This is a genomic window from Phycisphaerae bacterium, from assembly GCA_041652575.1.
In the GTDB taxonomy this organism is placed as follows: Bacteria; Planctomycetota; Phycisphaerae; order Sedimentisphaerales; family UBA12454; genus UBA12454.
The window spans coordinates 98,503-111,679 of sequence record JBAZHC010000011.1 but is presented as its reverse complement, the minus strand read 5'-3'; the positions used below and the strand labels follow the sequence as shown (position 1 = coordinate 111,679).

The window sequence follows — 13,177 nt, the reverse complement described above, 5'->3', positions numbered from 1 at the left end:
GCTTATGATGATTACCAGCAGATATTCGATGCTGCTTCGATGGCATGGAACAAAATCTCATCAAATCAATTCCAAACAATCTGCAATGCCACGTGGTTAAAGCACGAAAATTAAATGGAAAGCGTATAAGTATCTAAGTATCTAAGTATCTATGCTCGTATGCAGTATACTGCATACGAGCATAGTAATATAAATTTATTGCTTAGTTGAAGCAATACTTCGTGTTTATTCGTGGTGAAATTTTCAATCTGTGTTGTTCCGTGTCTGAATATCTCTGTGTTCTCCGTGTTCGGCGCCTGCCCCGTGAGATGACGCTTCGGCTATCTCATCGGGGTGGCTAAATAATTCATGTCCATTTTTATCCGCTGCAGGTGGACGTGGTGAATTAAATCCGCATAATCCGCGCAACTTGTCCGCCATAGTCCCTTAGCGACGGTGGATCGTGGTTAATTTCACGATATAATTTCTTGACTTCAAATAGGTATTGGAATACATTATAGGGCTTGAAATTGTTGCGAATCTTCGCAATTAACCATAAGCTATAAATATTTGTCAGAAAAGGAATTAGCGAAAGTACACAGTAGTCAGAATACAGTAGCCAGTAGGCATAAAAAATCATTCCGACTTTTCGGGATTCCTTATTCTGTGTTCTGAATTCTAATGGATTGAACTATGGACGAACCAAAAAAAACGGAACGGGTTGAAGACATACGGATTCTCGAAGAGATGAAGAATTCGTATATGAATTACGCGATGAGCGTTATAGTTTCGCGTGCATTGCCGGACGTTAGGGACGGCTTGAAGCCCTCGCAGAGGCGAATAATGGTCGCGATGAACGACTTGAATCTCGGCCCTCGCAGCAAGCACAGAAAATGCGCAAAAATCGTCGGCGATACCGGCGGTAATTATCACCCGCATGGGGACCAGGCGACGTATGGGACGCTGGTTCGAATGGGTCAGGACTGGAATATGCGGCATACACTGGTCGACCCGCAGGGAAATTTTGGAAGTATCGACAATGACCCGCCGGCAGCGATGCGATATACCGAAGCTCGGATGTCGGCAGAAGCGATGGAAATGCTCGACGATTTGAATCGCGATACAGTAGATTTCGTACCTAATTACGATGAAACGAGGACCGAGCCAACGGTTCTGCCGTCGAGGTTTCCGAATTTACTGGTAAACGGCTCGACGGGCATCGCGGTTGGAATGGCGACGAATCTTGCGCCTCACAATTTAGGCGAGGTCTGCGATGCACTGCTATTGGAGATAAAAGACCCGAACTGCGGGTTTAAGGATATTATGAAGGTACTGCCCGCACCGGATTTTCCGACCGGCGGAATCATTTGCGGCAGAAAAGGAGTTCGCGATGCGTATTCGACCGGCAAAGGACATTTGACCGTTCGCGGCAAGGCTGATATCGAAGAGACCAAGAAGGGCCGAAAGCATATCGTCATCACCGAAATTCCTTATATGGTCGTCAAGACATCGATTGTGGCGAAAATTGCGGAATTGGTGGAAAATGATTTGCTGCCGGAAGTCAGCGACGTCAGAGATGAGTCGGACAGAAACGGAATGCGAATCGTCGTCGAACTTAAAAAAGACGCCGAAGAACAGGTCGCAATCAATAAACTTTATAAGTACACGCCGCTGCAAAGCACTTTCGCGGTATCAAATGTCGCACTGGTCAATAACAGGCCGGAAACACTCAATATAAAACAGATGCTCGGACTGTTTATCGACCATCGCAAAGATGTAATCCGCAGACGCACGAGATTCCTTCTGAAAAAATGCAGGAACAGGGCACATATCCTTGAAGGCCTAATCCTGGCGGTAAGCGATATCGACGAGATAATAGAGCTGATAAAGAAATCGCCTGACGCACCGACGGCAAAACTGAATTTGATGAAAAAGCCACTGCGGCTGGTCGAATCAGAAACGCTGAAAAAACTGCTGCCGGCAGAATTCGCAAAACAGGCGACTTCGGAAGACCAGTTTTTGACGGGGCCGCAGGCCGACGCGATTTTGAGTATGCAGCTTCAAAGACTGACAGGTCTTGAAATCGAAAAACTCGGCAAAGAATACGCCGATATTGTCGAGGAAATACGCGGCTACGAGGCGATTCTGGCCGATGAGAAACTCGTGCTGGATATTATCACCGAAGACCTTTACGAAATTAAGGAAAAATACGCGGATAAACGCAGGACGGAAATCGCCGAAGAAAACGAAGAATTCAACGTCGAGGATTTTATCGCCGACGAGGAAGTTCTCGTTACGGTAAGTCACGGCGGATACGTCAAACGAATGCCGGTCGATACCTACCGCAAACAGGGAAGAGGCGGCAAGGGAATAATCGGCTCGGATACGCGCGAAGGCGATTTTATCGAATCGCTGTTCACGGCGTCAACACACGATTACCTGATGGTGTTCACAAATCGCGGCAAGTGCTACTGGCTGAAGGTGTATAATATTCCGCAGCTTACGCGGCAGAGCAAGGGCAGAAGCATCGCCAATCTTCTGAATATGGGCGACCAGAAAATCGCGTCGATTATAAACGTCAACAAATTCGACGAACGAAACCTCGTGATGGCAACGCGAAACGGCGTTATTAAAAAATCTGCGCTGGAACTTTACGCAAATCCGCGGGCAAGCGGAATCATCGCGATAAAACTCGACCCGAACGACGACCTTATAAGCGTCGCACTGACAAACGGTCAAAACCATATTATTCTCGGCACCAAAGACGGAATGGCCGTGCGATTCGAAGAATCACAGGCAAGACCAATGGGACGCTCGGCACGAGGCGTTAAAGGAATTAATCTTCGCAAAGGCGATTGCGTCGTGGATATGGTTGTGGCGGAACAACAGGCATCGCTTCTGACGGTCTGCGAAAAAGGATACGGAAAACGAACGGAACTGGAAGATTACCGGGCGCAGCATCGAGGCGGTATCGGACTAATCAATATCAAGACCTCCGACCGCAACGGGAGCGTTGTCGCGATAAAGACCGTTAAAGACGACGATGATATTATGATTATCACCGCAAAGGGAATTATCATCCGAACAGGACTGGATGAACTTCGTGAAATAGGCAGAAATACGCAGGGCGTACGCCTTATAAAACTCGACGAAGACGATAAAGTCGTCGCTGTCGAACGAGTTGTCAAAGAAGATAAAGACGAAGCAGGCGAAACGGCAGCGGCGGAAACGAATGAGCCGACTTCAGCAGAATCAGTCGAGGAACAGCCGAATGATGAGGCTGACGAAAAGCCGGAAGTAAAGGAATAAGTAAGGTGCTTCTTGGGACGAATTTTTTTCACCACAGAGGCACCCCCTCTGAATTTTATTTTCAAGGAATAAAATTCCAGAAGATTCGGGGGCTTCCGCTTCGCTTCAGCGAAGACACGAAAAAAATTTTTAATTCTTATTTTTTAATTTTAAATTGTGGAATTCGGCCTTTGGCCGAGGCCTGATTTTATTGTTTTTAGCCACAGAGAACACAGAGCGCACAGAGGAATATTAAATGAGTGTTAAGATAAGAAGTTCAGAATTTGTAATTCCTAAAGATAATCCTTTTGCCAACGATAAACTTGATAGGAAAAAATGTGCGGACTCTCTGACAAATTTAGTACAAAATATATCCGGCCAATTAGTTATCAATATAAATGGCGGATGGGGTACAGGTAAAACGGTTTTTTTGAAGATGTGGAAACAAAGCTTGCAAAATAGCGGTTTTACCACAATTTACTTTAGTGCATGGGAAGATGATTATTGCGATGATGCTCTCATAGCCCTAATTGGCCAAATATGGAAAGACCTTAAAAACTCAGATTTTAAGGAAATTGCCCAAACAGTAAAAAATTGTGTGGCTCCAATATTCAAAAATACTGTTTTTAATGCCGTACGAACAATGAGTGCAGGTGTAATTGATTTAGACGAAAAACAATTACATTCAATTTCTGAAAAGGCAGTTGATGAATATCTTGTTGCCGGCGAAAAACTACAGGATTTAATGAAACGTCTTGAGGAACTTGCTCAAAAAATATCCAAGGATGGCAAACCACTTGTTATTATTGTTGATGAACTTGATAGGTGCAAACCAATATTTGCCATAGAACTACTCGAGAAGATTAAGCATTTGTTTAGTATCGCAGGTATAGTATTTGTTCTTGGGACAGATAGGGAGCAACTTGGCCATTCGATAAAATGCATCTATGGCCAAGATATGGATGTAAATGGTTACCTGAGGCGTTTCATTGATATGGAATTCATTTTACCGGTACCAAATATTGAAGTTTTTTGTTCACATATTTTTAACCAATTTGGCCTTAATGAGTATTTTCAAAAGCGTCTTCAAGCAACCAAGGGACAGTTGGATGATAAGCGTATTTTGAGCGATATCTTTGCAAAACTTTGTGCTTGTTTTCAATTCTCACTAAGAGATATTGAACATTGCTGTAAAATGTTTGTTCTTGCCTATATGAACACAAAGGAGGATCATTTCATATATCCACCTCTACTTGCTGTTTTGGCAGTATTAAAGTTGGCTAACAGTAAATTATACCATCGATATGTTACTGGAAAATGTAATAGCGAAAAAATAATGGAGTATATTCTTGAACAACCTCAAGGAGAAGTTCTCCTAAATACACGTCAAGGTATTTTTGTTGAAGCGTATCTTTTTGCAGCTTCTCCCCAAAATTGGCGTGATATTGCACATTATCAGATGACATTGTTGTATACAAAAAAGGAACTGACACAACCCGAATATTTGTCAGAGAGGATTAAAAAGATGTCTTCTGAAAATTTGGGGGAATTATTGGACAGATCTATGCGTCTGATTAATAATTTTGAAGGTGAAATTACAAATTCTACACTCGGTTATCTTAGTAGCAAGATAGAACTTGTCTCGCTGATGCTTGGATATATAGAATAGAAAGAACAACGCCGCCCCGAGTGGCGGCGGCTAAATGAGATTACAGGCGGGGCAAGTTTTCAATTGAGTTTGAAAGAAAAAGAGATATAATTCGGGCAAATCCGCCATGGAATGGCTGGTTAAATATCCTCGCCTCAAGCGGCGGGGGCTAAATATATTATTCTCCCTGCGCTATCGCTTGGGCTCTGAACCCAGAAATAACGTCATAGATATATCATTGACAATTCTGATTTCCTGCCGATAATATCAATTAAAACAGGTAAATGATTGAATCCTGATGAAATAAAAGGAGTGAAATTATGAAAAAACTGATGGTGATTTTTGCGGCGATATTTGGCATTTTCTGTATGGTGCAGGAAGTCGCGGCAGGGGAAAATATCAAAATCAAAGTAATAAATCCTCTGAATGAAAGCAGAAGCTGTGAGACGATTTCAATCGATTTAAGCAAACTGGCGGATTCGACAAGCTCACCGCAGGCCGGTTTTGAAAAAATTAAACCCGCTGTTTACAGCGATAATCTGAAAAAATTCATTCCCTGTCAGTTAATGGACGAAAACGGCGACGGGACAAACGATGAATTAATCTTTCAATCGGATTTCAAAGCGAAACAGGTTCAGTTGTTCGAGATAACCGAGGCTAACGCAACGAATCAGGTTCAACTCGAATACGGAGCGGTCGCCAATTATATACCGCAGCGAAAAGACGATTTCGCGTGGGAAAACGATAAACTTGGGTTCAGAATGTACGGGCAGGAACTGCAGAGGACCGAACTGACAAGCAGCGGAATCGATGTCTGGATGAAAAAGGCCAAAAGGCCGGTGATGCTGGATTTGTACGCCAAGGGGCACGATTATTATCACCATGATAACCCAATGGCTATCGATTTTTATAATATCGGGTCAACGCTCGGATGCGGAGGACTGGGAGTATGGTTCGATGGTAAACTGCTGATGTCGGAAAATTATTATCAGTGGAAAATAATCGCAAACGGGCCAATCAGGACGATTTTCGAACTGAGCTACAAGCCGTGGGATATGGGCGGCAAAAAAATCGGCGAAGTAAAGAGAATCAGTCTCGATATAAGCTCGAATTTTAACCGTATCGAAAGCAGATTCGGCGCTGATGTGAAAGATATTACGTTTGCGGTCGGAGTTACGAAAAAAGAAAGAAACAGAAAAGCAGCGTATTCGAAAAATAAACGCGTACTTAGTACATGGGAAGACGCGGAGCCGAGGTTTGGCATAATCGGATGTGGAGTTATCCTGCCGAAAGAGGCGGCGATGGGAAAAACCGCGGATGACGGGGAAAATTACCTTTTACTTGCGAAAGCGAAAAATAATTCGATTGTCTATTATGCCGGCGCCGGCTGGAACAGAACAGCAGGGTTCGAAACAAAAGAGAAATGGAACGCGTTCGCTGAAAATACCGCAAAACTGATTGCGAATCCATTAGTTATTAAAATTAAATAAAACCATGAAAATTCAGTCACAGATTTCACAGATTTTAAAATAAAAAGTAGAAAAAATGTCATTGATGAAAAAAACAGATACAAAGCCGATATACGTCGTCGCGGGCAAGGATGAATTTCTTGTCGCCGAGCAGGTAACGGCACTGGTTAATCAACTGCTGACGCCTGAACAGATGCAGATGTGTCTTTGGCGGGCCGAGGCCGATAAGGTTACGGCGGTGGAGATTTTCGATGAGCTGAGGACTCTGCCGTTTCTGGCGGAAAAACGCGTGGTTGTTCTTGCCGATGCCGATGATTTTGTCAGCGATAACCGGGAGCTTCTCGAAAAATATTTTGAAAATCCTGCGGCCAGCGGTATTTTAATCCTGACGGTCGGGAAATGGGCGTCGAATACCCGGCTTGCGAAAATTCTGCCGAAGAAGGGGCAACTGCTCGAAGTTTCCGAATTAAAATCAAGCTCTCTTGTTTCTTATATACGCGATTACGCCAAGGACAGGCAGGGCAAAAATCTTTCTTACGACGCGGCGCAAATGCTTATCGAACTTTCCGGCGACGAGCCGGGGATGCTTCGGTGCGAAATAGATAAACTGGCGGCGTATACCGGTTCGGCGAAAATAATAACTGAAAAGGATATCGCCGAGCTTGTCGGACGAAACAGGGTGTTCGGGGCGTTCGAGGTTATCGATTCGATGATGGCGGGGGATATAGGAAGGGCGATTGAGCAGCTTCGCAGAATGTTCCAGGCTGATAAGGAAGCCGAATATACGGTGGTGGGGGCGTTCGCATGGCAGTTTCGCAGGATGTTCAGCGCGGCGGCGCTTGTGCAGAAAGGCGAAAAGCCGGACGCGATAGCGAGAAAATTGCGTATCTGGAACCAGCAGGAGTTTTTTAGTATTATTAAGAAGACGGGTCTGAAGAGAATCGGCGATTTGCTGAGGCAGCTTGCCGAGATAGATTACGGAATTAAGACCGGCAGGGCAACGGCACAAACGGCAATCGAATCGATGATTGTTCAGTTCGCAGGAAAATAAAGTCTAACCAAACCCCCGGCACCCGCCTTCGATAAATCTACGGACGGACAGGCAGGTCCGGGGGCTAAACAAAAAATATGGCAGAAGAAAAACGAGAAAGAAAACGCAATAAACGCAAAAAGACTGTTGCCGAACAGTGGCTTGTCTATGTGCTGCTGCGCATTTTGCTGTTCTTTATCTGCCTGTTTCCGGTCGAAAAGGTTTTAAAATTCGCACGATTTCTCGGCAGGGCGATGTGGAAACATTACACCAGAGGAAGAGAACGGGCGATTGAAAACCTGCGGACGAGTTTTCCGGATAAAGACGATAAATGGATTGAGGAAACGGGAATACGCAGTTTTGAAAATCTCGTAATGCTGACGGTAGATATTGTTTTTTCACCAAGGCTGATACGAAAAGAAAACTGGGAGCAGTATTCCTGCTACAAAAACGTCGAGCGTGTAAAATGGATGATGCGGGGCAAACAGCCTTTGCTGCTCGCGGCGGCGCATTACGGCAATTTCGAGATTATGGGATACCTGATGGGCGAATTCGGATTCGATATTTACAGTATCGCAAGGCCTTTCGATAATAAATTTCTGAATAAATACCTTTATGACGTCCGGCAGAGAAACGGGCAGAAAATCATCGATAAAAAAGGCGCTTCGGAAAAGATGGAGCAGATTGTCAAACAAGGCTCGGCACTGTGTTTTATCGCGGACCAGAACGCGGGCAAAAAAGGAATATTCGTGGACTTTTTCGGCAGAAAGGCAAGTACATACAAAAGCCTCGGACTGCTGGCGATTCAATATAACCTGCCGATAGGCGTCGGCGTCAGCAGGAGGGTCGGCGACCGGTTCTTTTTCGAGATTGAAATTGCCCGGCTGATTATGCCGGACGAATGGAAAGATAAGGACGACCCGCTGCTGTGGATTACGCAGGAATATACGAGGGCGTTCGAGGATTCGATTCGCAAAGACCCGACACAATACTGGTGGATTCACCGCAGGTGGAAAACAAGGCCGAAAAATGAGCCACAGAGATAATTTATTTTTTAGCCACAGAGAACACAGAGCTCACAGAGATATATTTTAAAAAATTTGTGTTTATTCATATTAATTTAAGGTTATAATTTCTCATAAATACATTTAAACGGAGAAAATTATGGCTGAACCACAAAAAAGCTGGGAACATCGCCTGGGCAAACCTACCGATTCATTGGCTGTCGATTTTGTCGAATCGCTTTCGTTCGATAAGCGGCTCTATAAATACGACATCGTCGGCTCAATCGCCCATGCGGAGATGCTCTGCGAACAAAAACTCCTGACGAAAGACGAATTCAAACAGATTAAAGAAGCCCTGATTGAGATTTCGCACCAGATAGCCGAGGGCAAATTCAAATTCGATAAGACCTACGAAGATATTCATATGGCGATTGAGGCTGCGCTGATTGCGAAAATCGGCGATGCGGGAAAGAAACTGCATACTGGCCGAAGCCGGAACGACCAGGTCGCAACCGATATGCGGCTGTGGATGCGGGACGAAATAGAAATAATCCAGGCTAAAATCGCGCTGCTGCAAAAAGCATTCGTAAAACTCGCTGAAAAATATGCCAGCGACATTATGCCTGCATATACGCATTTTCAGCGGGCCCAGCCGATTTCCATCGCGGCGTATATTTTAAGTTTTGTCGAACAACTCAACCGGGATTTTCTGCGTTTGAAAAACTGCCGACTGCTTTTGAATCTTTCGCCGCTCGGAAGCGGGGCGATAGCGGGCTCATCACTGCCTCTGGATAGAAAGCAGGTCTGCGGACTGCTGGGCTTTTCGGATATTACATATAATACGATGGATTCAGTGTCGGACAGAGATTTTTGCGCGGAATTTATCTTCGATTGCAGTTTGATTTCGGTGCATTTGTCGAAACTGGCGGAAGACTGGATTGTTTTCTCGACGACAGAGTTCGATTTTATTCATATCGATGACGCGTTCTGCACATCTTCGAGTATGATGCCGCAGAAGCGCAATCCCGATATGCTCGAACTTATCCGCGGCAAAACGGGGAGCGTTTACGGTTCGCTGATGGCGATTATGACGATTCTTAAGGCGCAGCCAAGCGGCTACAACCGCGATTTGCAGGAAGATAAGGTTCATACCTTTAAGGCTTCGGATACGATAGAGGCCTGTATCGATATGGCGCGGGCGATAGTCGAGAACACGACCTTTAAGACGGAAAAGATTTCAGCAGGTCTGGACAGGGGATTTCTCGACGCGACTGCGATGGCGGAATATCTCGTTAAGAAGGGCATACCGTTCCGCACGGCACACGGGATAGTCGGCAGTCTTGTCGCTCAATGCGAAAAAGAAAACAAAAGCCTTGCCCAGACAAGCATCGAAGAATTCAGGAAACATTCCGAAGTTATCGGTGAAGATATTTATCAGTGTTTGGGCGGAAAAAATGTGGCGAATTCTTATGCGACCGCAGCGGCGGCGTCTCCTGCGCAAATGGCCGAGCAGATAAATTACTGGAAAAAACAGTTGGAAAAATAAACGCGTGGGCTAAAGCCCACCCTACATGGGTATGTAAATATTTTGGGCTTGAACTAATTAATAAACGTAAGAAAAGGTAAATTTAACATGCGGATTCCTATTCCCATATCCCTAATTATAGGATTATTTTTAGTATTGATAGTTACAATGCAACTGTTTAATAAACGGCTTGCGGAGATATATCGTACCTTCAAACACAAAAGGGCAAAAATAAAAAGACGTAAAAAAGCCGAGGCAATTATTGTCGGGAAATTAAGTTTGAAAGACCAAGAATTTTCAGACTTGCTAACGGAGATAATGATAGATTGCAAAGAAGAGAGGGGCTCTAATGCTAATGAAGCAGTTTTACAAAAAAATGCTGAACTGCTAAAAAAATTATTTGATATTGATACAAAAAAAGACTAATGATTGTAGGGTGGGCTTTAGCCCACGCGGATTTTTAAATAACAAGAATTATCCAATGAGTAATTATCGCAGAGCAAATTTTCCAGGCGGCTACTATTTTTTTACAGTTGTAACATATAATCGTAAGAACCTGTTTCATCAGGAATCCGCAAGAAATTGTTTACATTGTGCCTGGCAGCAAGCACAATATAAACGTTATTTTGAAACAGTCGCTCTTTGTCTTTTACCTGATCACCTGCATTGCGTCTGGAAATTACCCGATAATGATGCAGATTTTTCGACCAGATGGGCTTTAATAAAAGCTTTATTTACAAGGGCATATTTAAAGCAGATGGACACCAATACTGTAATTAATAAATCGAGAGCAAAACATAGAGAGGCAACTATATGGCAAAGAAGGTTCTGGGAACATCAAATACGAGATGAAACCGATTTACAAAACCACATCAATTACATTCATTACAATCCTGTTAAGCATAATCTTACAACAAATGCCAATGATTGGCCTTGGTCAACATATCCTCGATTTACAGGACAGAACTGTTATAATGTCATAGAAGTGAAATATCAAATACCCGATGATATAAATTTTGGAGAATAAATGTTCCGCGTGGGCTAAAGCCCACCCTACATAAATTAAAAATGAGCAGCGGTGAAACAGAGCTTGTTCGGTATTTTGCGGCTAAAGGAAAATTAAATTCCGCGAAATTTCCCATTGGTATCGGCGACGATATGGCGCAAATCAAATTGCCAAATGGCGATTCTGTTCTTATTACCACAGATATGCTGCTTGACAGTGTGCACTTCGATACGAAAAAAGCGACTCTCGAACAAATCGGCTACAAATCAATGGCGGCAAGTTTAAGCGATTGTGCGGCGATGGCGACAATTCCACTTGCGGCGGTCGTGTCGGTCGCGCTGCCGAGGCAAACGCGTGGGCTAAAGCCCACCCTACTACTTAAAAGACTGCACAAGGGAATACTTGCCGCGGCGAAAAAATATGACTGTCCGCTTATCGGCGGGGATATGACAAGCTGGAACAAGCCATTGGCGATAAGCGTGGCGATGTTAAGCACTGTCGGCAAAACAAAACCTGTAAAACGCAGCACGGCTAAAACCGGCGATGTAATTTGTGTAACCGGAACACTCGGCGGGTCTCTGGCAGGGAAACATCTTAAATTCGAGCCGCGGATAAAAGAGGCACTTGCGATTGCCCGCGCCGGTGCAAATTCGATGATGGATATAAGCGATGGGCTTAGCACAGACTTAAATCATATATGCAGATTAAGCAAAAAGGGCGCAATTGTCGAAGCTGATAAAATTCCGGTTTCGAGAAATACCAAAACATTGAGTAATGCTCTCAATGACGGCGAAGATTTTGAGCTGTTGTTTACGATACGAAAGAAAAATTTCGAACGATTAAGAAAACAGTGGCGGTTTAAAACAAAACTTACCGCTATTGGGGAAATTACCGGCGGAAATTCTGTAAAAATAAAAATGCTTAATAAAAAAATAATAGACCTGAAACCAAGTGGATACGATCATTTAGTAAATGAATAAAACAACAGAAATAATTTCAGATTCGGCGGAAAAGACTTTTGAGATTGGCAAAAAAATCGGGTCATTGCTCGAAGGCGGGGAAGTCGTATGTTTCACGGGGCCTTTGGGCAGCGGGAAAACCACTTTGATAAAAGGCATCGCGGCGGGGGCGGGAGCGGCAAATCCGCAGCATGTTAACAGCCCGACTTTCGTAATGGTCAACGAATACCAGGGCAGATTTACTATTTTTCACATTGACGCTTATCGAATAAATAAGATTTCGGAATTCGAGGCTTTGGGGTTCGAAGAATTTATCGGGCCTGAGTCGGTTGTTCTTGTCGAATGGGCCGATAAAGTGGCGGGGGCGTTTGAGGGACTTGACTGCATATATATAGATATGCGGCATAATGGAGAAACGAGCCGGCGAATCAAAATTACCGGCCTGAACATACATCCCGATAAACAGGGATTGGATATCTGATTTTTTTCATACCGATTTGGCATTTCAGTTTTTATTTCGTACGTATTTACCCGGTGTCCATTGCATCTGGAGAGTTTGTTTTCGGACTTATTTTAAAATAACAATTGAAGTTTTATGGGGCGTTAAAGAATGATTTTTAATCAAAAAAGGGCAAATAAAACAACAGATTAAGTCCTTTGGCAGTCTAACCGATAGCAATTACAGCAATATTAAGAGCAAAAAGTGTCGTTTGAAATTTAATAATAATTAAAACCTTTACTAGTATAGGAGAAGAACAAATGAAAAAGAAAAATGGTTTTACATTAGTGGAAATTTTGATTGTCGTGGTCATCCTCGGCATACTTGCTGCGATAGTAATACCGCAGTTCAGCGATGCGAGCGAAGAGGCCAAGCTGTCAAGCCTTGTAAGCGACCTGCAAACCGCTCGTTCGCAGATTCAGCTTTATAAGGTTCAGCACAGCGGCGGACTGCCTGCTACGGTAAGCGGCGTTACTTTCGCTCAGGCGATGACAGGTTACACAAAGTCTGACGGCTCACTTGCCTCGACACAGGCTCCGGGCGTCGGCGTTTACGGTCCTTATCTGCAGCAGATACCCAAGAATCCGTTCGTCAGCGACAGTAATACCGCAGGAACGGTAACTTCAGGTACGGGTACACCTGCCGGAGATGCGAGCAGCGGATGGTATTTCAATACCACAACCGGCGCGTTTAACGCGAACGATAGTTCTGCTCACGCTGCTCTGTAAGAACCCAGACGGCGAAGCTCCGGCGGATAAAACCGGAGAAAA

Annotated in this window: 11 protein-coding genes; all 11 read left to right on the top strand. The window is 44.2% G+C overall.

Annotated elements, in window-relative coordinates; translation table 11 throughout:
- The first annotated feature begins 672 nt into the window (after positions 1 to 672).
- Positions 673 to 3,288 (top strand): DNA gyrase subunit A, encoded by a 2,616-nt coding sequence (gyrA, locus tag WC496_09355; GenBank protein ID MFA5293226.1) that lies wholly within the window; start codon positions 673 to 675, stop codon positions 3,286 to 3,288.
- Positions 3,289 to 3,523: 235 nt separating this feature from the next.
- The gene (locus WC496_09350; GenBank protein MFA5293225.1) at positions 3,524 to 4,936 is read left to right on the top strand and encodes a P-loop NTPase fold protein; all 1,413 of its coding nucleotides are present in this window, start codon (positions 3,524 to 3,526) and stop codon (positions 4,934 to 4,936) included.
- A 299-nt stretch (positions 4,937 to 5,235) separates the two neighbouring features.
- On the top strand, positions 5,236 to 6,405 hold the full coding sequence (locus tag WC496_09345) for a DUF4861 domain-containing protein (protein ID MFA5293224.1): 1,170 nt from the start codon (positions 5,236 to 5,238) through the stop codon (positions 6,403 to 6,405).
- A gap of 64 nt (positions 6,406 to 6,469) precedes the next feature.
- On the top strand, positions 6,470 to 7,435 hold the full coding sequence (holA, locus tag WC496_09340; protein ID MFA5293223.1) for a DNA polymerase III subunit delta: 966 nt from the start codon (positions 6,470 to 6,472) through the stop codon (positions 7,433 to 7,435).
- 77 nt (positions 7,436 to 7,512) lie between these two features.
- Positions 7,513 to 8,460 (top strand): hypothetical protein, encoded by a 948-nt coding sequence (locus tag WC496_09335; GenBank protein ID MFA5293222.1) that lies wholly within the window; start codon positions 7,513 to 7,515, stop codon positions 8,458 to 8,460.
- Positions 8,461 to 8,578: 118 nt separating this feature from the next.
- The gene (argH, locus tag WC496_09330; GenBank protein ID MFA5293221.1) at positions 8,579 to 9,964 is read left to right on the top strand and encodes an argininosuccinate lyase; all 1,386 of its coding nucleotides are present in this window, start codon (positions 8,579 to 8,581) and stop codon (positions 9,962 to 9,964) included.
- Between the two features lie 87 nt (positions 9,965 to 10,051).
- Entirely contained in the window at positions 10,052 to 10,369 is a 318-nt protein-coding gene (locus tag WC496_09325; GenBank protein MFA5293220.1) for a hypothetical protein, read from the top strand.
- 55 nt (positions 10,370 to 10,424) lie between these two features.
- Positions 10,425 to 10,970 (top strand): transposase, encoded by a 546-nt coding sequence (locus WC496_09320; protein MFA5293219.1) that lies wholly within the window; start codon positions 10,425 to 10,427, stop codon positions 10,968 to 10,970.
- Positions 10,971 to 11,011: 41 nt separating this feature from the next.
- On the top strand, positions 11,012 to 11,929 hold the full coding sequence (locus tag WC496_09315) for a thiamine-phosphate kinase (GenBank protein ID MFA5293218.1): 918 nt from the start codon (positions 11,012 to 11,014) through the stop codon (positions 11,927 to 11,929).
- Entirely contained in the window at positions 11,922 to 12,389 is a 468-nt protein-coding gene (gene tsaE / locus WC496_09310) for a tRNA (adenosine(37)-N6)-threonylcarbamoyltransferase complex ATPase subunit type 1 TsaE (protein MFA5293217.1), read from the top strand. The genes WC496_09315 and tsaE overlap by 8 nt, the downstream gene beginning before the upstream one ends.
- A gap of 278 nt (positions 12,390 to 12,667) precedes the next feature.
- A complete protein-coding gene (locus WC496_09305; protein ID MFA5293216.1) occupies positions 12,668 to 13,135 on the top strand; it encodes a type II secretion system protein in 468 nt (155 codons plus the stop codon).
- The last annotated feature ends 42 nt before the right edge of the window (positions 13,136 to 13,177 follow it).

Bases quoted from the DNA above. Each gene is read 5' to 3' on its own strand.
- gyrA (MFA5293226.1), top strand. From the start codon at position 673: ATGGACGAACCAAAAAAAACGGAACGGGTTGAAGACATACGGATTCTC.
- WC496_09350 (MFA5293225.1), top strand. From the start codon at position 3,524: ATGAGTGTTAAGATAAGAAGTTCAGAATTTGTAATTCCTAAAGATAAT.
- WC496_09345 (MFA5293224.1), top strand. From the start codon at position 5,236: ATGAAAAAACTGATGGTGATTTTTGCGGCGATATTTGGCATTTTCTGT.
- holA (MFA5293223.1), top strand. From the start codon at position 6,470: ATGAAAAAAACAGATACAAAGCCGATATACGTCGTCGCGGGCAAGGAT.
- WC496_09335 (MFA5293222.1), top strand. From the start codon at position 7,513: ATGGCAGAAGAAAAACGAGAAAGAAAACGCAATAAACGCAAAAAGACT.
- argH (MFA5293221.1), top strand. From the start codon at position 8,579: ATGGCTGAACCACAAAAAAGCTGGGAACATCGCCTGGGCAAACCTACC.
- WC496_09325 (MFA5293220.1), top strand. From the start codon at position 10,052: ATGCGGATTCCTATTCCCATATCCCTAATTATAGGATTATTTTTAGTA.
- WC496_09320 (MFA5293219.1), top strand. From the start codon at position 10,425: ATGAGTAATTATCGCAGAGCAAATTTTCCAGGCGGCTACTATTTTTTT.
- WC496_09315 (MFA5293218.1), top strand. From the start codon at position 11,012: ATGAGCAGCGGTGAAACAGAGCTTGTTCGGTATTTTGCGGCTAAAGGA.
- tsaE (MFA5293217.1), top strand. From the start codon at position 11,922: ATGAATAAAACAACAGAAATAATTTCAGATTCGGCGGAAAAGACTTTT.
- WC496_09305 (MFA5293216.1), top strand. From the start codon at position 12,668: ATGAAAAAGAAAAATGGTTTTACATTAGTGGAAATTTTGATTGTCGTG.